Origin of the sequence: Phreatobacter cathodiphilus, from assembly GCF_003008515.1 — a bacterium.
Lineage (GTDB): Bacteria > Pseudomonadota > Alphaproteobacteria > Rhizobiales > Phreatobacteraceae > Phreatobacter > Phreatobacter cathodiphilus.
In genome coordinates this window covers 989,692-1,010,289 of sequence record NZ_CP027668.1, presented here as the reverse complement: position 1 = coordinate 1,010,289, position 20,598 = coordinate 989,692, and the positions used below count along the sequence as shown (strand labels likewise).

Sequence of the window (20,598 nt, the reverse complement as noted above, 5' to 3'; positions counted from 1 at the left end):
GGCTGGGCTCAGCTCGCCGGCCGGCGCATGCGGCAGGTGGTGGGCATGGCGGTCGCCGCGCCTTCGATCTTGATGTCGGTCTTGAAGCCGAGGCCGGTATTGTCGACGTCGAACTTCACGTTCTCCGCCAGCGTGGAGATGTAGAGCGGCTGGATGAGCTGGTGGTTGTCCTTGCGCATCGAGGCCATGCCGGTCTCGATCTTCATCTCCAGCCCCTCGAGGGCCATCGCCACCTCGCGGACGTCCACCGACTTGGTGTCGTTCATGGTCTTGGCCAGCATGTCGAACATCACCTTGACCCGGTAATAGTAGTAGTCGAGGTCGCGGTGCTTGGCCTTGAAGGCGCGAACGGTGTCGTCCATCCCGATGTCCGGGATGTTGGAATGCCACTCGGTCACCTGCCGAACGAGCCCGACAGCCGAGCGGCCCATGCCGCCGACCGCACCGAGGCCGCCGCCGTAGAAGGTGAAGTAGGGCACGTTGAAGCCGGCATCCGACGAGGCCTTGATCAGCAACTGCATGTCGTTGCCCCAGTTGCCGGTGATGACGGCCTGGGCGCCCGAGGCGCGCATCTTGGTGATGTAGGGCGAGAAGTCGCGGACGCGGGCGAGAGGATGCAGCTCGTTGCCGACGATTTCGATGTCGGGGCGCTTCTCCTTCAGCATCTTCACCGAGGAATCCGCCACGGCCTTACCGAAGGAATAGTCCTGTCCGATGATGTAGATCTTCTTGATGTCCGTCAGACCCTTGATGTAATCGGTCATGGCGGAGAGCTTCATGTCGGCGTCGGCGTCGAAACGGAAGTGCCAGAACGAGCACTTGTCGTTGGTGAAGATCGGGTCGACCGCCGCGTAGTTCAGGTACATCACGGTCTGCCGCGGATTGCGGGCATTGTGCTTCTCGATGGCGTCCACCAGCGCCGAGGCCACCGACGAGCCGTTGCCCTGGGCGATGTAGCGCACGCCCTGGTCGATCGCCTTTTCGAGCTGGACGATGGATTCCTGCGGGTTGAGCTTGTTGTCGAGCCCGATGATCTCCAGCTTGCGGCCGCCGGCCACGCCGCCGGCGGCATTGATCCGCTCGGCCTCGAACTGGAACTGCTTGAGGCCGCCGTCGCCGACCGGGGCCATGAATCCCGAGAGCGGATCGATGAAGGCGATGCGGACGGGGCCGGACTGGGCGCGGACCGGCATGGTCGAAAGGGCGGCCGCGGCGATGCCGGAACCGACCACGTGGCGACGGGTGAGATTCATCGTGTCGTCCTCCTAGGGTAGCGCCCGTCACGGGCGCCGGTCGCGGCGCGAGCCGCAGCGTTTCCGATGGTTCTGACGGCCGCTTGGCGCGGCTCTGGCAGGTTAAGGAGGGGTGGAACCGTGCGACCCGCCGGCCAAGCCGGAAGCGGACCGTGGCCCTGTTCCGAGGCTCTGGCAGCTGACCGGTCGCCGCCTGGTCGGGCAGTCCGAGGCCAGTTCTCCCCATAGATGGCCAGGGGTCATGCCCCGGCTCGTTGATCGTCCGCCGAAGCGAACATTCTCAGCAGTATGTTCGGCAAGTCGGAGCTTGTCGAGCCGTTTATCGGGGCCGAGTGACGGATCCTCAGCGTCTGCGGGCCGGATTGCCGCCGTTTTCGCCGGCCATTCCGTTTCCCCCGCCTGGCCGGGGCGTCGAGCCCGCCGGGGGTCGGCGTGGTGAAATGCCACGTGCCGCGATTGTTCCAGGTCAACAGCCGGGAGGCCGCGGTCCGGCAGACTTGGCCGCAGCTTCGGGTGGAGGCGACGATGGCGCGATCAACAGCGGCGACGACACGACGAGCGACCGGCACCCCGTCGGTCCCGGCACGCAAGGCGAGGCCTGCAGCAGCGCCGGCGGCCTCGGCGAACCTGCTCGACCGCAAGCTGTGGGCGCTCGCAGGACAACTGAACGGCGGCGTTTCGGTGCTGGCGCTGACGGGCGCCTGGCTCGACTGGGCGTCGCACCTCGCCGTCTCTCCGGGCCGGCGGATGGACCTCGCAACCCTCGCCTTCAGCCAGGCGATGCAGCTCGCCGCCGACGGCGGACCGTTCGGCCCCTGCGGGGAGGCCCGCGAGGGCGACCGCCGCTTCCGCGACCCCGCCTGGGACCGCTGGCCCTACCGGCAGTTCGCCTGCACCCACCGCGCCGCGGAGGCCTGGTGGGAGGCTGCGACGCGCGGCGTCCACGGCGTGTCGCCCCAGAGCGCCGCGATGGTGGATTTCGCCGCCCGGCAGATCCTCGACTTCTGGTCACCGTCCAACTTCATGGCGACCAATCCGGAAGTGATGCAGAAGGCGGTCGCCACCGGCGGACAGTCGTTGGTCGAAGGGTTCCGCCATTGGCTGGAGGATGCACGGATCACGGCGACAGGGGCGACCGCGGCCGGTGCCGAGGCCTTCCGGGTCGGGGAGACCGTGGCGGTGACGCCCGGCAAGGTGGTGGCCCGCACGCCCCTCGCCGAGATCATCCAGTATGCGCCAGCGACGCCCGCCGTCCACGCGGAGCCGGTGGTGATCGTTCCGGCCTGGATCATGAAATACTACATCCTGGACCTGCGGCCCGAGAACTCGCTGGTCCGCCACCTCGTCGCCCAGGGCTTCACCGTCTTCGTCGTCTCCTGGAAGAACCCGACAGAGGCGGACCGTGACGTCGCCTTCGACCAGTACCGGACCGAGGGGGCGATGGCGGCCATCGCGGCGGCGACCCGGATCACCGGCTCCCCTCGGGTCCATGCCGTCGGCTACTGCCTCGGCGGCACGCTGATGGCGATCACCGCCGCCGCCATGGCGCGGGACGGCGACACCCGGCTCGCCAGCCTCACGCTGCTCGCCGCCCTCACCGACTTCCACGAGGCGGGCGAGTTGCGCCTGTTCATCAGCGACAGCCAGCTCGCCCTGCTCGAGGACATGATGGAGGAGCGCGGCTATCTCGAGGGGCCGCGCATGATGGGCACGTTCAACCTGTTGCGCGCCAACGATCTCATCTGGTCGCGCATGGTGCGCGAATACATGATGGGCGAGCGTCGGCGGCTGTTCGACATCATGGCCTGGTCGCAGGACGGCACGCGCATGCCGGCCCGCATGCACGCCCACTATCTGCGCTCGCTCTATCTCGCCAACGATCTCGCCGAGGGGCGCTTCACGGTGGAGGGCCGCACCATCGCCCTCCAGGACATCCGCGTGCCGCTCTTCGTGCTCGGCGCGGAATGGGATCACATCGCGCCCTGGCGCGCCGTCTACAAGCTCCACCTGTCGCTCGACACCCCCGTCACCTTCGCCCTCACCAACGGCGGCCACAACCAGGGGGTCGTCTCGCCGCCGGGGACGTCGGGCCGGGTCCATCGCATCGGCACGCGGGAAGACGGGGATCCGCATCTCGACGCGGACGCCTGGTTCGCCGCCCATGACCCCGTCGAGGGGAGCTGGTGGATGTCCTGGGGGGACTGGCTGAACCGGACGTCGACGGCCCCGATGCGCCCGCCTCCCCCTCTGGGCGACGCGGCGGCCGGCTACCCGGCTCTCGACGAGGCCCCCGGCACCTATGTGAGGGGATGAGGAGGCCGCCATGCAGCTGCTGCCCTGGCTCGCGCTCATCGACGCCTCGCTGGCGGCGGCGCGCCGGACGTTGGAGGTCATGGCATCCCCCTCGCATGACCGGCCGGAGCCGGACTGGGACTGGACGACGCCGAACACCGTCATCCGCGAACTGCCCACCATGCGTCTCAGGCAGTTCGGCGGCGGCCAGGGCCCGGCCGTGATCCTCGTGGCGCCCTATGCGCTGCACCGGGCGACCATCGCCGACCTGGCCCCCGGCCACAGCGTGATCGAGGCGCTGCTGGGCGCCGGCACGGGGCGGATCTGGCTCACCGACTGGCGCAGCGCCGACGGGACGCGCCGCCACCAGTCCATCGACCACCAGCTCGAGGACCTTACGGTGGCGGTGGACGATGCCGGTTCGCCGGCTGCGGTGGTGGGGCTCTGCCAGGGCGGGACGCTCGCCGCCATCCATGCGGCCCGGTTCCCGGCCAAGACGGCGCGGCTCGTCCTGGTCGGCGCTCCGATCGACATGGCGGCGGCCCCGAGCCTGCTCACCGGGCTGATCGACCGGACGCCGCCGGCGGCGGTGGAGCTGATGCTCGACCAGGGAGGCGGCCTCGTGCGCGGGCGGGCCATGCGGGAGGCCTGGCCGAACGCCGCCGCCGACGAGGCCCTGATGGCGGCGGTACTGCAGCGGCGCCGGGTGACCCCGGCGCTCGCCGCGCGCTTCCGCGCCTGGAACGAGGACGTCGTCGATCTTCCCGGCGCCTTCTACCGCCAGACGGTCGACTGGCTCTTCCGGGAGAACCGGCTGGCGCGCGGCACCTTCCCGGCCCTCGGGCGGGAGACCGGCCTCTACGCCGTCGTCTGTCCGCTGGTCCTGGTGGCGGCGCGGGAGGACGAGATCGTCAGCGCGCCGCAGGTCCTCGCCATGGCTCGTCACGTGGCGACCCCGCCTGACCGGATCGCCACGCACCTCGTCGCCGGACGCCATCTCAGCCTGTTCATGGGCCGTGACGTGCTCGACCGGACATGGCCGGAGATCGCCGCCTTCCTCGCCGCCGGGACGCCCCCGGCCGCTCGCCCGGGCAAGGCGCGGGGGAAGCGGGCCTAGCGCGACGGGAGGGCGCGCGGGGCCGCCTTGCCGTCCGCACAGCTCGCCTGGATGGCGACGATCTCGGACCAGACCGACATCATCGCATCCACACAGGCCGGGTCGAAATGGCGTCCGCGCTCGCCGAGAATGTAGGACCGCGCCTCCTCCGGGCTCCAGGCCTTCTTGTAGGGCCGGGCGGAGGTCAGCGCGTCGAAGACGTCGGCGAGGGACGTGATCCGTCCGGCCAGCGGAATCGCCTCGCCCGACAGGCCGAAGGGATAGCCGGTCCCGTCGAAACGCTCATGATGTGAAATGGCGATCTCGCCGGCGAGGCGGATGAGTTCGGACGTCGACCGTTCCAGGATCTCCCCGCCCTGCTGGGCGTGCTTCTGCATCTCCAGACGCTCGGACGGAGTGAGCGGCCCGGGCTTCAGGAGGATCGAGTCGGGAATGCCGATCTTGCCGATGTCGTGCATGGGGGCGGCGATGCGCATCCGCTCGCAGAATTCGTCGTCGAGCCCCATGGCCCTGGCGATCTTCTCGGCATAGCGGGACATGCGATCGAGATGCTGGCCTGTCTCGGGGTCGCGCAGCTCGGCGGCACGGGCCAGGCGCGTGACGATCTCGGCCTCGCGCCCGCGGGCGATGTCCAGGGCCTTTTGGACTTCGCCCGCCAGCCAGGCCGCCTGGTCCTTCAGCTTCTTCTGGGCTTCGGCCAGTTGCATGAGGTTGCGGATGCGCGCCTTGAACTCGGCGGGGTCGATCGGCTTGACGATGAAGTCCGTCGCTCCGGCCTCGAGCGCTTCGAGGCGGACGGAGCGCTGGTCGCTCGTGGTCACCATGACGACGGGCGTATCCACGAAGCGGGGCCGCGACCGGACGGCGCGGAGGAAGCCGATGCCGTCGAGCTCCGGCATCATATAGTCGACGAGGATCAGGGCGGGAGAGATGTCGTCGAGGCTGGCGACGGCATCGGTCGGGCTCCTGAACGTCTTGGAACCCGACACGCCGCAGGCGTCCACCAGTGACTTGATGACGAGAAGATTAGTCTCCGCGTCGTCAACGATCATCACGGACATCGGCTGTCCCACTCCTTCAACGGCCGGAGGTCGGCGGCCGGCCAACCTCCTCCGACATAGTGCAAGGAGGTAAACGACGTCACCACACGATCATCCTACAGCACCCACCCCCGGCGAAAGCCATTGTTAGCATGACTGCGAAGATCTGGTCCGAGGAAAGCCGATCTTTACCGCAGCGGAACTCCGGTCGTGACAATTGGCGGCTGTTTTCCGCCAGAAGGCTCATCCGATGGCCCATTCTCAAGCCAGCGCGCAAAGACCGGTCCGCCACATCATCGCTCTGGCCACCGCTCTCGGCTTCGCGGTGATCGGAATGATCTGGGCCGCCGTCGAGATGGACATCCACCAGGAGCGGGCCTTCGCCCGCAGGACGGCGAGCCAGACGGCCCAGAACTACGCCCGGCTGTTCGACGAGCATATCCGCCAGGCCATCAACCAGACCGACACCACGATCAAGTTCATCCGCCAGGACTACCTCAGGGCGGGAGGCGACTTCGACCTGCAGGCCTGGGTGAACAACCAGTACAATTTCAAGGACCTGGCGCTGCAGTTCACCATCATCGGCGCCGACGGCCGCATGGAGACGACGACGACGGCGGGAGCCGCGCCGAGGATGGACCTGGGCGACCGGGAACATTTCCGCGTCCATGTCGACGCCCGGCAGGACAGCCTCTTCATCAGCAAGCCCGTTCTGGGCCGAGCGTCGGGGCGCTGGTCGATCCAGCTGACGCGCCGGATCGCCGACCCGGACGGAACCTTCCGCGGGGTCATCGTCGCCTCGCTCGATCCCTATTTCCTCTCCCGGTTCTACGAGTCCATCGACCTCGGCAAGGGCGGCGGCATCGCGGTCGTCGGTCGCGACGGGATCGTGCGGGCCATGGCGGGTCTGAACCGACAGACCCTCGGCAGCCGCTACGAGAGCGGGCCGGGCCTGTCCAGGGTCCTGGTCGACAGCCTGTCCGTGGAGATGGGACAGGGCGAGGAGATCGGCCGCGCGACGGCCTACCGGGCCGTCAACGACTGGCCTCTCGTCGTGGCGGTGCGCGTCGACGACACGGACGCCAGGCAGCTCCGGATCGCCACCGCGGCCCGGATGAGGCTGATCGCCGCCGGCCTGACGGTGGGCGTCCTCGGCGTCATCCTGCTCGGCATCGCCTATTGGCGGCGCTTCGGAGCGGCCCTTGCCGAGCTCACCCGGAGCCGGGCCGCCGCCAAGGCCGCGAGCCACGAGCTCGACCTGACGCTGAACAACATGGCGCAGGGCATCCTGATGGTCGACGGCAACGGCGAGGTTGCTGTGGTCAACCAGAATGCGCTGGACCTCCTGGGACTGCCGGACAGCTTCACCCGGGCCGGCTTCCCCCTCGCCGACCTGCTCCTCCACGAGGCGACCGCGGGTGGGAGCATCGTCGGCGACGTCCACGGCGGCGCGGCCCCCGATCCGGACCTGCTCTCGATCCGCGAGCACGAGCGGAACGGCAGGGTCCTCGAAATCTGCACGCGCCCCCTCCCCGGCGGCGGCTTCGTCCAGACCTATACGGACATCACCGAGCGCAAGCGGTTCGAGACGGCTCTGCGGGATGCGCGCGACGCCGCCGAAAAGGCCTCCCAGGTCCGCACGGCCTTCCTCGCGACCATGAGCCACGAAATCCGTACGCCGCTGAACGGCATCATCGGCATGTCGTCCATCCTGGAGACGACGCGACTGTCGGCCGCGCAGCGCGGCCACCTGAAGTCCATTCACGAATGCGGCGAGGCCCTGCTCGATATCGTCAACGACGTGCTGGACTATGCCAAGCTCGATTCCGGAGCCGTCCAGCTGGAGCCGACGGTCGTGGATGTGCGGGCCCTGACGACCTCCGTGAAGGAGATGCTGGGGCAGCGGGCGCAGGAGAAGAACCTCCGCTTCGACATCGTCGTCGCCGACGACGTGCCGGCCCTCATCGAGACCGACGGCACGCGCATCCGGCAGGTGCTGATCAACCTGGTCGCCAATGCGCTGAAGTTCACCCTGCAGGGCGGCGTCGTCGTCTCGGTGGGAACGCGCACCCTCGCCACCGGCCGGCCGGGGCTGCGCTTCTCCATTATCGATTCGGGCATCGGCATCGCCGAGGATTCACACGCGCAGCTCTTCAAGGAGTTCTCGCAGGTCGACGCCTCCATCACCCGCCGGTTCGGCGGCACCGGCCTCGGCCTCGCCATCTGCAAGCGGATCGTCGATGCCATGGGCGGCGAGATCGGCGTCGAGAGCACTCTCGGCAAGGGCTCGGTCTTCTGGTTCGACGTGCCGGCGCCACAGGCCGACGGAGCCCTGAGGCCGGCCGAACGGGCCCCCAGACCGAAACTCCCGACCCAACTCTCCGTCCTGCTCGTCGAGGACAATGCCATCAACCAGCAGGTGGCGACCCTGCTCCTGACCGCGATGGGCCACACCGTGACGGTCGCGGACCACGGCGCGGCGGCTCTCGACCTCGCGGCGCAGCGGGGCTTCGACGTCATCCTGATGGACATGCACATGCCCGTCATGGACGGCACCCGGACGGCCCGCGCCCTGCGCGCCGGCGACGGCCCCAACGCCCAGACCGCCGTCATCGGGCTGACGGCGAACGCCTTCGCATCCGACCGGCAGGCCTGCCTCGACGCCGGCATGGACGACTTCATCGCCAAGCCCGTCACCCGCGCCAAGCTGGAGGCGGCCCTGGCGCGGTGTTCCTGGCCGGCGGCGCCCGCCGTGGCCGAGGAGGCTGTCGGCGTCGACGCCGCGCTCCGCCACGCCCTTTTTGGCGAGATCGGTCCCCAAGCGGGCCGCAGGCTCATCGAGACCTTCGTCGACGAATCGCGCCGCCTGCTGGCCGGCATCGGCGCCGCGGCCGGGCGGGGCGATCTCACCGCCCTCGAAGGACTTCTCCACCAGTTGAACGGTGCCGCGGCCAATCTGGGGCAGGTCGGGGTCGTCGGGCTGACGCGCGTCTCACCCGCGGACCTGACCGAGCCGGCCGCGCTCACGGCCTTCTCGGACGGGATCGAGGCCTATCTCTCGTCGGAGGAACGGGCCCTGCGCATCGCGGCCTGACGGCGAAGAGCGGAGGCCCATGCAGCGTCCTGCCGGTCAAGTTCGGCCCGCGGCTTCGGCCTGCAGGCCGCGAGGAATTCCGTGTCAGCCGCCAAGCATCCGCAACAACGACCGCAAGGAGCCGTCATCCTGGAGGTATCCGATATCGATCACCCGCCAGCCGCGATCGCCCTGCTCCAGTTGGAACCGCAGCCGGTAGCGCCCAGTCTGTCGGTCACGGCCACTGCCAAACTGCCACATAACCGTTCCAGTGATCGTTGCGCGATCGCCCTGAATGGCAGCTGGCGTCAACTGGACGCCGGTCCGCTCAAGCGCGTCCTGCATTCCGCTGAGAAGGCTGAAGTCGAGCCGGCCTGGCTCTCTGTCACGAGCGCTCCGGGCAAAGTCCTCTGCGATCAGTCGATTGAGACGGCGCGACAGATAGCGCTCGTAGTAGCGCAGGCGTGTGGCATTGTTCTGCGAGTCGACGTCCCTGTCCCGGAACATGGCCGCGACCAGCTCATCGGGCCCCGGCCCTACGCCCGCAAACTGGGACGGCACGGGGGGTGGCGTCGTGGCCTGGCCGGGAGGACGGGGATTTGCAGACGTGACGACACCCCGTCGCTGCACGCATTCCTCGACCTTCGTGATCGCAGCGGCCATTCCGGTCAGCGGGAAATCATGATAGGCGCGGCCGACACTGAGGTTGGCCTGCTGCCCCTGCCCGAGACGGCTCAGGTCTTCGCGTTGAAGCCAGGCGATCGCCCAGCCGTCCACGGCCGCCCCGCTCACCGACACCTGGCGGCCATCGATATCGAGCGTGCCCGACCAGTCGGGATCGGCTTCTGCCTGAACGGCGAGCTGCCATTGACCGGAGTCGTAGCCGATCCGAAGCACCCGGCCGCCCGGCTGTGCCTCGGCGGCGCAGTAGGCGAAGGCGCCGCCGACCCAGGAGGCGTTGACCCCCCAATCGCGCACGGGGGCATAAGGGCGTTCGCCGGACTGATTGGGCCCCACGATATCGTAGCCGCCGTAGGAGTTCTTGCCACCGCCCGGCTGCACGATCGACGGAACGGCCAGACGTTGTTGCGGCCGGCTCGTCGCGGGAGCGGGCGTGGTCGCCGACGTCGCGTCGACGACGAAGGTAATGGATCGCGCGCCCGCCTCGACCTGCTGATAGGCGCAGCTGCTGCCATCCGTGGCCATCCACATATGGCCGAGGTAGGTATTGATCTCGATCGACTGGCCCGGAGCCAACCGGCCATAGGGCTTCGCCTCCCCGCTGTGGTCGATCCAGAACAGGTTGAGCGCGCCGTTGACGGTTCGATCTGCCCGGAACGTGATGCGGGTTGGCCGCCCGTCCTGCTCGGTTCTCACGGATCCCGTCGGCTGGCACGCCTCGAATGTCGGTGACAGCGTCGATTGAGCGTCGGCGGATGCGCAGAACGCGATCAACCCAGCGCCGAGAATGCCGCATGCGAGCTTCATCGAGGCCCTCCCATGGGAGTTGAGTGAGGGAGAAGGCAGAATCCGGTGCTGGGCTCAGGCCAGCCGCGGTCCGGCTTCACTCAAAGACCGATGGTGCCGCCAGCCGGGGACACGGCGAAGGTGGAGACGCAGCGGCCGCGCTCGTTGAGCGCAACCCACACATGCCCCGCAAACGAGTTCACCTGATACTGTTGGCCCCGGTTGATCTTCGCATAGAATACCGAGTTGCCGTTGAAATCGACCCAGTAGAGGTGCGCTTCACGGTGCTGGCCATTGAAGAAGGTCACAGGAACGCGCTGCGAGCTGCGGGGGGATTTCGTGCCTGCTCTCGGGCAGCCCGGTCCCGCGATCGGAGGTTCAGGCTGACGCTGCTGCGCCTGAGTGGAAGATGGCACATTGCTTACGATCAACGCAGCGCAGAAGGCCAATACGACGGTGTAAGCTTTCATTTCGCGCCTCCCCTAGCGTAATGAAGCGTAAAAAGGTCCCCACCGAGACGCAAGAGGTATTTCTTGGCCGTCTTCGACCTGACTCGCGCTGGCAGCGCCGCCCGAGGGCGCCGATCGTCTGTCGCAATCGCACGGGTATCCGAGCAGATCTCCCGCTGTCCGATCGGTGCACCCGCGGGCGGGCCCGCCCACATCGCCATTCGCCTGCGATCGCTTGGGGATGTCCGCGTCGCCGGCGCAGAACTGACGCCGGCCCGGTCGCTCTTCGGCCTAACGGGGGGACGTCGACCTCTCCCACGGTCGATAACTCCTCCGGGTGATGTGGCAGCGTTGCGGGACCATCGAGCGCACGAAAAAGTCCGTTAGCCGCGAGGAGGGGCTGAAACGCTCGATGAAGCCGTCACTTGAGACGGCGGTGGCTGGGGGACCTGGATTCGAACCAAGATTCTCGGAGTCAGAGTCCGATGTTCTACCGTTGAACTATCCCCCAGCAGCGCTCCCCGGGGGGGCGCGATGCCGTGCGAGGCGCGGTCATAGTCGATTGCGCCGGGCTGTTCAAGCCCCGGGCCGCAGGCTTTTGTCGGCCGGTAGCGGAAGGCTTGCAGCAGGCCTGCTCCCTGATACACTCGGGGCCAACTGAACAGATCAGCCGGTCGTCCGTCGAGCGCTCGCGCGTTCCGGCACCCGGCGGGAAAGGTCGCCATGACCCACGAGCCGCCCCGCGGTTCGCCGGGAGATTCGGGCGTGCGTCCGGCGGAGGAGGGGCAGGCGGGCGCATCCCGTTCCCCCCAGCCGCACCGGCCGCGCAGGCTCTATGCCGCGCTGGATCTCGGAACCAACAATTGCCGCCTGCTGGTGGCCAAGCCCGAGGGCGCGAGCTTCCGCGTCGTCGACGCCTTCTCGCGAATCGTGCGCCTCGGCGAGGGCCTGGCGCAGACCGGCCGCCTGAGCGAGGCGGCGATGGACCGCGCCGTGGAGGCCCTGAAGGTCTGCCGCATGAAGCTGCGCGACCGGCAGGTGGCACGCGCCCGCCTGATCGCAACGGAAGCCTGCCGCCAGGCGACCAACGGCGACGCCTTCATCGCCCGCGTCAAGGCCGAGACCGGGCTGGCGCTCGAGGTGGTGGACCGGCGCACCGAGGCGCAGCTCGCCGCCCAGGGCTGCGTGCCCCTCGCCGATCCGCGCTCCCGCGGCGTCATCCTCTTCGACATCGGCGGCGGCTCCTCCGAGATCGTCTGGCTGCTGCCGCGCGGCCCCGGCCGCCAGGGCGGACCGCCGACGGCGGAGATCCTCGGCTGGACTTCGCTCCCCGTCGGCGTGGTGACGCTCGCCGAGCGGCACGACGGCAAGCACGTGACGCGCGAGAGCTTCGAGCGCATGGTCGACGAGGTCGCCGCCATGGTCGAGCCCTTCGCCCACCGCAAGGCGATCCAGTCGCAGATCGAGCACCTGCACATGCTCGGCACGTCGGGCACGGTGACGACCCTGGCGGGCGTCCATCTCGGCCTGCCGAAATACGACCGGCGCCGCGTCGACGGGGCCTGGCTCGGCGCCGGCGAGGTGGACGTCATCCTCGACCAGCTCCTCGACATGTCCTACGAGGACCGCATCGCCCATCCCTGCATCGGCGCGGAGCGGGCCGACCTCGTCCTCGCCGGCTGCGCCATCCTCGAGGGCATGCGGCGGCACTTCCCCTGCCAGCGGCTTCGGGTGGCCGACAGGGGCCTGCGCGAGGGCATCCTCGTCAGCCTGATGCGGCAGGACGGCGTCTGGCGGCGGCCCTTCCACCACCGTCAGGAACCGGGGCCCAGCGGAGCGGGAGGCGGCCGATGACGACGAAGACCGGGGGCGGCCGCCAGCTAGCGGTGCGCCTGAAGACCGCCAAGAAGCGCACCACCAGCCAGCAGAAATGGCTGGAGCGCCAGCTCAACGATCCCTATGTCGCCCGCGCCAAGCGCGAGGGCTGGCGCTCGCGAGCCGCCTTCAAGCTGATCGAGATCGACGACAGGGCGAAGATCCTGAAACCCGGCCAGCGCATCGTCGACCTCGGCGCCGCGCCCGGCGGCTGGCTGCAGGTGGCGGCCAAGCGCATCGGCCTCGACCAGGGCCGCGGCAAGATCGTCGGCATCGATCTCCTCGACATCGACCCCGTGCCGGGCGTCGCCTTCATGAAGGGCGACTTCACCGCCGACGACGCGCCGGACAGGCTGAAGGAGATGCTCGGCGGCGAGGCGGACGTGGTGCTCTCCGACATGGCGGCGAACGCCACGGGGCACCGCAAGACCGACCAGATCAAGATCATCTATCTCGCCGAGCTCGCCATCCAGTTCGCCCGCGAGGTGCTGGCGCCCGGCGGCCACTTCCTCTGCAAGGTGCTGCAGGGCGGGACCGAGGGCGACCTCCTCGGGGACCTCAAGCGCGATTTCGCCACGGTGAAGCACATCAAGCCCCAGGCGAGCCGGGCCGATTCGAAGGAACTCTACGTGCTCGCCATGGGGTTCCGGGGCCGCGGCCAGGGACCGACAGAAGGCAACGCGACGGACGGCTGACGGACCGCCGCGTCAGTCCGTGGCGATGGCCTGGAACGGCTCCGGGATGGGACGCCCTTGCCCTCTCAGATAGCCGAGCATCGGGCCGACCACGGCGCGAACGGCGGGCCGGCGGGCCATGCGCCGACGCCAGGCCATGAGGCGCGGCGTGTCGTCCGCGAGCCTCGCCCCCATCCGCTCGCCGAACAGCTGCGCCATGAAGAAGGCGATGTCGGCATAGGAATAGGCGCCGGCGAGATAGTCATGGTGATCGATCATATCCTCGAACCGTCGGCAGACGGCGGCGGCGGCCTCCCGCCCAGCCAGTGCGGCGGGGTCGTGCGGCCGGTCCTGCAGGCTCATCAGGCGGATCACTGACGGAAAATAGACCTCGTCCGAGAGATGCTCGATCAGCCGCGCCCGGGCGCGGTCCGCGGGCGGTTCCGGCCAGAGCGGCGGCTCAGGGCGCAGATGCTCCAGATATTCGAAGATCTGGGTCGAATCGAAGATCTCGACCGGCCCGTCGACGAGGACGGGCACCTGCCGCTTCGGATTGATCCGGGCCACCTCGGGATGCTTTGGCTCGTAGAGGCGCTGCATGTCGAATGGCACCATGACGAGATCGACGGGGATCGCCTTCTCACGCGCGGCAATCTCCGCTTTGGCGCCGAACATGCTGAGGGGGCCGGAGTAGAGCGTCATCGTCATGGGAAGGCCCTTCGCCGCGAGAAGCGCAAAGCGGATCATGCGACGCGCCGAAACAGGTCAGCAGGCTGCCGGATCGGCCTGCGCGTCGAGGGGAGGGTCACCCTGCGCCACCGCCACGCAGGCTTCGAAGTCCAGCACGTCTCCAGCCCGGTGGGCCATGACCATCACCAGCTTCGTCAGGAACAGCGCCTCGTTCGCCTCCCCCGCCCGGTCGAGCGCGGCGGCGAGTTGCTCATAGACCTGCTCCAGGGCCTCGAAGGGAAGCGGCGTCGGCATGCTCTGCGCGGTCATTGCGGCCTCCCGAGACCGGCGTCGAGGGTTGCGAGGACTTCCGCGGGCACCGCCCGCCGCCAGCGCCCGGCGACGTGCAGGTCCGGCCTGATCACGTAGAGCGTGCCCGGCGCCGCACCATAGGCCTTGGCGAGGCGGTCGCCGGGATCGGCAAGGCTCCGCGCGCAGGGGTGTTCCAGCGTGCCGCCGACGACGAGGGCGCGCAGGCGCGGCTCTCGCTCGGCCATGGCCGCGACGAGGGCGGCCACATCGTCGGATATGGCGCCGTCCACGAAGATCAGCGCGCTGAAGCCGTCGCCGATATGGTCGGAGAGGAAGCCGTCGCCGAGACGGACATTCGCCAGCGCGGCGCCCGAGACGGGACCTGCGGAAAATTCCGCATCGCGGGCGGCGAAGGGCGTCAGCGGGCTCTGCGCATAGGTATAGGGCTGCATCTGCCGCGGATTGGCGAAGCCCCTGGCAAAATCCTCGGTGAGCGCGAGGGAGAGCACCGCCTCGCGCACCAGACGGTGGCCCCGGGTCGGCGGCGTCATGAACCGCGTGCTCTTGGTGGCGTTGGCGAAGACGTCGAGGGTCGCGCCGCGCCGCTCCGGCGAATAGCTGTCGAGCAAAGCCTCGCCGGCTTCCCCCCGCAGCACATAGGCGAGCTTCCAGCCGATGTTGTGGGCGTCGGCGAGGCCGTTGTTGAGGCCGCGCACGCCGAAGATCGGCACGATATGCGCGCTGTCGCCGATGAAGATCACGCGTCCCTGGCGGTAGTCGTCGAGAGCGAGGGTGTTGGCGGTGTAGATCGACCACCATTCGAGCTCCCAGGGCCCGCGATGGCCGAGATCGACCAGGATGGCGCCGACGCGGGCGCGGATGGTCGCCTCGCGCACCGCCTCTTCCGGGCTCTCGCCGGGGCGCAGTTGGTAGTCTACGCGCCAGATGTCGTCCGGCTGCCTGTGCATCAGCACGGTGCCGCCGGGGTTGGAGGCGGGGTCGAACAGGGCGCGCCGCTCGGTCGGGTGGTCGAAGGCCATCTTCACGTCGGCGATGACGTAGCGCCCCTCGTAGTTGTCGCCCTTGAGGCGCAGGCCGAGCTGGCCGCGCAGCGCGCTCCGGGCGCCGTCGGCGGCGAGCACGAAAGCCGCGCGGAGCGGATAGGACCCGTGCGGGCTTTCCACCGTCAGGGTGACGCCGTCGGCGCGGTTTCCGGTCGCGGTCACCTCGCTCTGCCAGCGGAAGGCGACGTGGCCGCTCGCCATGCAGGCGTCATGGAGGAACTGCTCGGTGTATTGCTGTTGCAGATTGTACATGGGCCGGAACTTCTCGTCCTCGGAGTCCGGCATGGTGAGGCGGTAGATCTCGCGCCCGCGATAGGAGCTGCGGCCGGTCGTCCAGCCGAGCGCCTTGGCGAGGAAGGCGTCGACCGCGCCGACACGCTCCAGGATGTGGAAGCTCGACCGGGCGATGCAGGTGGCGCGGCTGCCGTCGTTGAAGGTGGGCTTGGCGTCGAGGACGAGGGAACGTACGCCGTAGCGCGCCAGCGTCAGGGCGGCGGTCATGCCGATGGGCCCGGCGCCGACGATGACCACGGGGTGCTGCGTCGCGTCCCCGTCGAGTTCCGGCGCGCGCGCGGCGGCGAAATGCGGATAGGTGAAATAGAGGGAGTCCAGCGGCCCCCTGCCCTCGGGTCTCACGGCTGCGTTTCCTTCCCGCCGCGTTGGTCGCGGCTTCTGCCGGCAGGGGACCGGGCGGCGCCATGGGTGTCAAGCCACCGCTTGAACCGGCGGCGGCGATGGCTGAAGGTCGCTCCATGGATCACCGAGCCAACCCTGCGGCCGCCGCGGAGGCGGGGATCGACCGTATCGCCGACTTCGCCGGTCTCGACGCAGAGGCCCGCGAGCAGGTGGCGCGGCGCGCCCGCGTGGTCCAACTGCCGAAGGACTCGCATCCCTTCGTGGCGGGCGCACCCTGCGAGGCCTATCTCATCGTCATCGAAGGCTGCGTGCGCGTGCAGATCGTCGCCGAATCCGGCCGGGAGATCGTCCTCTACCGCGTCGCCAGCGGGGAAAGCTGCGTGCTGACCACCTCCTGCCTGCTCAAGCACGAGCCCTATTCGGCGGAGGCCCTGTGCGAAAGCGTGGTCACCGCCCTGGCGATTCCCGCAGGACTGTTCCACGACCTCCTCGGCACGTCGTCGGCCTTCCGCAAGGCCGTGCTGGAGAGCTATGCGACGCGGGTGACCGATCTCATCATGACCTTCGAGGAGCTGGCCTTCCGCCGCCTCGACAGGCGGCTGGCCGAAGCGCTGGTCGAACGGGCGGTGGACGGTGCCGTCACCGCGACCCATCACGACCTCGCCGTCGAACTCGGATCGGCGCGCGAGGTGGTGAGCCGGGCGCTCAAGGCGCTGGAGCAGGACGGCCTCGTGGGGCTGGGTCGCGGCATGATCCGGATCACCGCTCCGGACAGGCTCGCGCGGCTCGCCCGATCCGTGTGACCAGGTCACCGACAAGGCCGGGGAAAGAGCGTCCACTGCATCCATCGGCACCGGCCTTCCGCCGGCGCCCTGACGGAGGCTCCCATGTTCAGCACCAATATCGGCGGCGTCGACCGCATCCTGCGCATCGTCGCCGGCGTCGCCCTTCTGCTCTTCGCCATCACCGGCGTTCCCGCGACCGGCTACAACTGGCTCGGCTGGATCGGCATCGTGCCGCTCGCCACCGCCGCGCTCGGCTGGTGCCCGGCCTATACGCTCTTCGGCATGAACACCTGCCCGGTGTCGAGCCGCCAGGGCTGATCAGGCGGCGGCTTCGAACCCGCCCAGCACGGCCGTGAGGTTCGGCCCGAGCTGGTCGGAGAGATAGCCGCCCTCCTGCACGAAGAGCGTCGGCAGGCCCATCCGCGCGATGGCCTCGCCGGCGCGGCGGAAGCCGGCCGCCGTCACCTTGGCGCCGCCGAAGGGATCGTCGGCCGAGGCGTCGAGGCCCAGCGCGATGACCAGCATGCCCGGCGTGAAGGCGGCGATGGTCTTCGCCGCTGCCTCGACCGCCGCGACATAGGCATCGTCGCCGGAGCCGACGGGGATCGGCAGGTTCAGATTGGCGCCCTCGCCGGCGCCGGTGCCGCGCTCGTGCGCATAGCCCCAGAAGAAGGGGTAGAAGCGCGAGGGATCGGCATGGACCGAGACGGTCAGCACGTCTGCGCGATCGTAGAAGATGTCCTGCGTGCCGTTGCCGTGGTGGATGTCGATGTCGAGGATCGCCACCCGGTCGTGGACGGAGCGCAGGTACTGCGCCGCGATGGCGGTGTTGTTGAGGAAGCAGTGGCCGCCGGCGGCGTCGCGATAGGCGTGGTGGCCAGGCGGCCGGCACAGCGCATAGGCGGCACGCTCGCCCTCGATGACGAGTTCGGCGGCCGTCACCGCCACGTCGGTGGCCGAGGAGGCCGCGAGCCAGGTGTCGGGGCCGATGCCGCAGGCCATGTCCTGCATGTACCAGCCGGCGCGGCCGGTGATGGACTGGGGCATGGTGCCGCCGCGGCGGACCGGATGAACGTTGCCCAGCACCTCGTCGGAGGCGTCCGCCAGCGTCTGCCACTCGGCGGCCGCCTCCTCCATGAAGCGCAGATAGTCGACGGAGTGGACGCCGAGCCGCGGTCCCTGGCCGAAGGCCTCGCTCGGCACGAGCTCGTGGTTCCCGGCCCTCAGGCCGGCCGTCAGCCGCTCGGCGCGCTCCGGGCGCTCCTCGCCTCGAGCGAACTTGCCGCGCAGGATGAAGCGCTTGGGATCGTGGCCTTTGTGGAGGTCGGTGAAGACGGCTTTCATGGACACTCTGTTCCGCAGTTGCGTGGCCGCAATTCCTCCGACGTACGGCTGCGATCTGCAAGCGCCCACCGGCGCATCTGAATTGCATCAGAGTGCTAGTTTTTCTTCTTTCGCCGTCTCCCCGGCGGAACCTTCGGTTGACGACGCGGCGTCAAGGCATTCGGATCAAACTCCTCCGCAGGACGGACATCGCTCCCAGCTCTGACGTCTGCGGATCGAACTTCCACACCAAAATCGAGGTGCGTCATTTGCTCGATCGCGCTGACCGTCGTCAGAAACTCCGAGACGCGTGCAAGTTCATGCGGATCGGTAAACTCTTCCGCCTCAGGGCTCAGGTTTTCGGGGAGTGCCTCGACGAGCTTGTACTGGTCCGCAAGCAAAGCGATCGCGCGCAATTGTTGGTTTTCAACCCATACGGCGATTTTCCAGTAGGTCATCGGAACCTTCGATCCGAAGCGATAGTCAGGATCATCGGCTCGGAACACGGGTCCGGCGAAAACAGAAACGCGCTGCTTTTCGACCAAGGCATTGCGGAGCACGTAACTTTCGACGGCGCGCCAGCGCAGTCGCCCCTTGGTCCCCGGCTTGTCGAACGCACTGCCCTGGTTGAAGAACCCGATCTGCGGGCCCGCATTGGTGTAGAAGAAGGTGTCCCGCTCTGCCGCCAGAGCCTCTTCCCGGGTACCCCAGGCCGGGTCGCTGCGAAGAACGATGTGCCCCTTTTGCAGCATCCGGGCGATCCGGTCGGGATCATTCCCTTTCGGAAAACCGGGCACCTTCTGCCCTTCATAGAAGGGCTTCGTCATCTGATTCTCGATGTCGATGCGCCTGTCCGGCCGGAAATCGTCGGAGGCCTCTGCAGCCTCAAGATTCTCCACGCCCAACTGCTTGGCAGTTGGATTTTCTGTAGCATCCTTGTTTTCGCGGTCGACGTGCCAGAGTCTCGATCCATCGATATTACAAGCGGTGAAGAACGCCAGCCTTCGGTCGGCGTTCATCTTGATAGAGAAGTGGTGATACTTCAGTTCGTGAGGATCGTCCCCTCGACCGGCCTCGAGGTTGGGAGCGATGCGGCCGGCCGCGGGCCGGATTGCCGGGAGTGGAACAATGAAGCCTGGCAGAAAGCCGGGTTCAAAGCCTCCGCGGTCAGCGAAGTTCTCCACAGACCAGGCAGGGGGGGGCCGACGGCCGGGCAGACGCTCGGCCAACCCGGCTAGAACCGCGGGCGCGGCGGGCGCGGCGGGCGCGACCGGAGTGCTGGCGGGAATGAGAGGAGCCCGGACGCTGATCTCGATGGGAAATATCCACGATGTGGTGCCATCCGGCCGGGTCCGCACCGAGGGTTGCAGCACGTCTGCGGCCCTCTCACCCGCCAGACTCTCGTCCTCCTCATAGGCACGAGGGGCCGCCCGCCAGAGGGCCAATGCTTCGGCGACGGCCGGAGAGCGCCCGGCCCAACGCGTTTGCAGGTCATTGACGATGGCACTCACCCTGATTCCCTCGTTGATCTCCCGCGTCAGCAGGCGACCGTCGGGCGTCTGGACTTCGAGATGCGGACCACCCCAATGATGGAGTGCGATCGGCTCCCACTGATTGTTGAAGACGGGTGAGCCCGACGATCCGGGCTCCGTGTCGGCGACATAGTGCAGAACCTGCGTGGTGTCTTCGCGATTGACCAGCCGGTTCTCCCGCAGGACGATTTCCTTCATTCGCCCAGCAGGGTGCTGGATGATGTTGGCGACTTCCCCGAGCATGTGCTTGTCGGCGGCATCAGACAGCGCCTTGTAGCCGAAAGCCCCGATGTCACGGTCGCCGTCAATGCGCGGCCCGACCGCGATCAGGCAGTAGTCGAGGCGGCGGACGTCGTCGAAAGCAAAGCAACGAGCCGGATCGAGTGCATATCGGCAGAACTTGCGTGAGCCCCCGACATCGTCGTGCTCGTAGTCGAACTGCAGCTCCAGCGTCTCCGCGTGCGCCGGGTCCTTGATCACGTGCTGATTGGTGAGAAAAAGGCCCGGCGCAACTAGGAAGCCGGAGCCTTGGGCGCGGCCGCTGCGATATGCTACCCGTGCGACGGCATCAGCCGCACGTCGTCCCCGCACGAAGAAGGAAACCGGGACGAAGTCGAGCGTACCCCAAACAGCTTCCGGACCCGTCGGCTTGCCGACACGGATGGTCAATTCCGGTGGTTCCGCGGCGAGCGTCTCTGGTCTCGGTTCGACGCGAGACGCCTGATGAGCAAAATCCTGGACTGCTCGCACAGCCAGGGCGGCCTCCTCCGCGGACAGGCCGGCTTTGGCCTGCAGGCGTGCCACCCCGCGGCGGATGCTTTGCTCAGCCCCCAGAGGATTGCCCCAAGAAATTTGCCGAAGCGAATATTCGATCGCCTCCCGACCCGCCATCAGGCGCGCCATCACGACCTGTTCGAGTTCCCGGTTTGAATCCTGGTCCATAGAAGCATCCTCCACCCCAGGACACAATTTCACGCCATCCGCGCGGAGACCATTCGATGTATGCCTTAGATTGAAACGAATCTGGGCCGCCGCCC

At 68.3% G+C, this 20,598-nt stretch carries 16 protein-coding genes and 1 tRNA gene; 7 read left to right on the top strand and 10 right to left on the bottom strand.

Going from position 1 to position 20,598, the window contains the following annotated elements; all coding sequences use genetic code 11:
- Positions 1-8 precede the first annotated feature (8 nt).
- The gene (locus tag C6569_RS04845) at positions 9-1,253 is read right to left on the bottom strand and encodes a branched-chain amino acid ABC transporter substrate-binding protein (protein WP_215905794.1); all 1,245 of its coding nucleotides are present in this window, start codon (positions 1,251-1,253) and stop codon (positions 9-11) included.
- A 525-nt stretch (positions 1,254-1,778) separates the two neighbouring features.
- Here C6569_RS04845 and C6569_RS04840 point away from each other — a divergent pair.
- Together C6569_RS04840 and C6569_RS04835 are read left to right on the top strand one after the other, a co-directional pair.
- A complete protein-coding gene (locus C6569_RS04840; protein ID WP_106747772.1) occupies positions 1,779-3,566 on the top strand; it encodes a PHA/PHB synthase family protein in 1,788 nt (595 codons plus the stop codon).
- A 10-nt stretch (positions 3,567-3,576) separates the two neighbouring features.
- The gene (locus tag C6569_RS04835; RefSeq protein WP_106747771.1) at positions 3,577-4,662 is read left to right on the top strand and encodes an alpha/beta fold hydrolase; all 1,086 of its coding nucleotides are present in this window, start codon (positions 3,577-3,579) and stop codon (positions 4,660-4,662) included.
- On the opposite strand, the gene C6569_RS04830 is transcribed toward C6569_RS04835, so the two are convergent.
- Positions 4,659-5,714 (bottom strand): HD domain-containing phosphohydrolase, encoded by a 1,056-nt coding sequence (locus tag C6569_RS04830; RefSeq protein WP_245898237.1) that lies wholly within the window; start codon positions 5,712-5,714, stop codon positions 4,659-4,661. The two genes, C6569_RS04835 and C6569_RS04830, sit on opposite strands and share 4 nt — an antisense overlap.
- Positions 5,715-5,952: 238 nt before the next feature.
- Between C6569_RS04830 and C6569_RS04825 the strand changes: the two genes are divergently transcribed.
- Complete coding sequence (locus tag C6569_RS04825; RefSeq protein ID WP_106747769.1) at positions 5,953-8,796, top strand: ATP-binding protein; 2,844 nt, start codon at positions 5,953-5,955, stop codon at positions 8,794-8,796.
- Between the two features lie 84 nt (positions 8,797-8,880).
- On the opposite strand, the gene C6569_RS04820 is transcribed toward C6569_RS04825, so the two are convergent.
- From C6569_RS04820 to C6569_RS04810, 3 genes are all read right to left on the bottom strand, one after another.
- Positions 8,881-10,263 (bottom strand): VHL beta domain-containing protein, encoded by a 1,383-nt coding sequence (locus C6569_RS04820; RefSeq protein WP_106747768.1) that lies wholly within the window; start codon positions 10,261-10,263, stop codon positions 8,881-8,883.
- Between the two features lie 80 nt (positions 10,264-10,343).
- Entirely contained in the window at positions 10,344-10,712 is a 369-nt protein-coding gene (locus tag C6569_RS04815; protein ID WP_106747767.1) for a VHL beta domain-containing protein, read from the bottom strand.
- A 416-nt stretch (positions 10,713-11,128) separates the two neighbouring features.
- Positions 11,129-11,202 (bottom strand) — tRNA-Gln (locus tag C6569_RS04810).
- 212 nt (positions 11,203-11,414) lie between these two features.
- On the opposite strand from C6569_RS04810, the gene C6569_RS04805 reads away from it, so the two are divergent.
- Positions 11,415-12,545 carry a Ppx/GppA phosphatase family protein gene (locus tag C6569_RS04805; protein ID WP_106747766.1) on the top strand — a complete coding sequence of 377 codons (1,131 nt, stop codon included), beginning with the start codon at positions 11,415-11,417 and terminating at the stop codon, positions 12,543-12,545.
- The gene (locus C6569_RS04800) at positions 12,542-13,261 is read left to right on the top strand and encodes an RlmE family RNA methyltransferase (protein ID WP_106747765.1); all 720 of its coding nucleotides are present in this window, start codon (positions 12,542-12,544) and stop codon (positions 13,259-13,261) included. Before C6569_RS04805 ends, C6569_RS04800 begins: the two co-directional genes overlap by 4 nt.
- A 12-nt stretch (positions 13,262-13,273) precedes the next feature.
- On the opposite strand, the gene C6569_RS04795 is transcribed toward C6569_RS04800, so the two are convergent.
- Genes C6569_RS04795 through C6569_RS04785 form a run of 3 tightly spaced genes read right to left on the bottom strand, consistent with a single transcriptional unit; the run spans position 13,274 to position 15,921 of the window.
- On the bottom strand, positions 13,274-13,987 hold the full coding sequence (locus C6569_RS04795; protein WP_215905793.1) for a glutathione S-transferase family protein: 714 nt from the start codon (positions 13,985-13,987) through the stop codon (positions 13,274-13,276).
- Between the two features lie 18 nt (positions 13,988-14,005).
- Positions 14,006-14,239 (bottom strand): hypothetical protein, encoded by a 234-nt coding sequence (locus C6569_RS04790; RefSeq protein ID WP_106747764.1) that lies wholly within the window; start codon positions 14,237-14,239, stop codon positions 14,006-14,008.
- Entirely contained in the window at positions 14,236-15,921 is a 1,686-nt protein-coding gene (locus C6569_RS04785) for an FAD-dependent monooxygenase (RefSeq protein ID WP_106747763.1), read from the bottom strand. Before C6569_RS04785 ends, C6569_RS04790 begins: the two co-directional genes overlap by 4 nt.
- 116 nt (positions 15,922-16,037) lie before the next feature.
- Between C6569_RS04785 and C6569_RS04780 the strand changes: the two genes are divergently transcribed.
- Both C6569_RS04780 and C6569_RS04775 read left to right on the top strand, forming a co-directional pair.
- On the top strand, positions 16,038-16,724 hold the full coding sequence (locus C6569_RS04780) for a Crp/Fnr family transcriptional regulator (RefSeq protein WP_106747762.1): 687 nt from the start codon (positions 16,038-16,040) through the stop codon (positions 16,722-16,724).
- An 84-nt stretch (positions 16,725-16,808) separates the two neighbouring features.
- On the top strand, positions 16,809-17,024 hold the full coding sequence (locus tag C6569_RS04775) for a YgaP family membrane protein (protein ID WP_106747761.1): 216 nt from the start codon (positions 16,809-16,811) through the stop codon (positions 17,022-17,024).
- Here the strand turns inward: C6569_RS04775 and C6569_RS04770 are convergent, their stop codons facing one another.
- Positions 17,025-18,050, bottom strand: a complete 1,026-nt coding sequence (locus C6569_RS04770; RefSeq protein WP_106747760.1) for a histone deacetylase family protein — start codon at positions 18,048-18,050, stop codon at positions 17,025-17,027. It lies immediately after the preceding gene.
- Between the two features lie 95 nt (positions 18,051-18,145).
- A complete protein-coding gene (locus C6569_RS04765; RefSeq protein WP_106747759.1) occupies positions 18,146-20,503 on the bottom strand; it encodes a DNA/RNA non-specific endonuclease in 2,358 nt (785 codons plus the stop codon).
- Positions 20,504-20,598 lie beyond the last annotated feature (95 nt).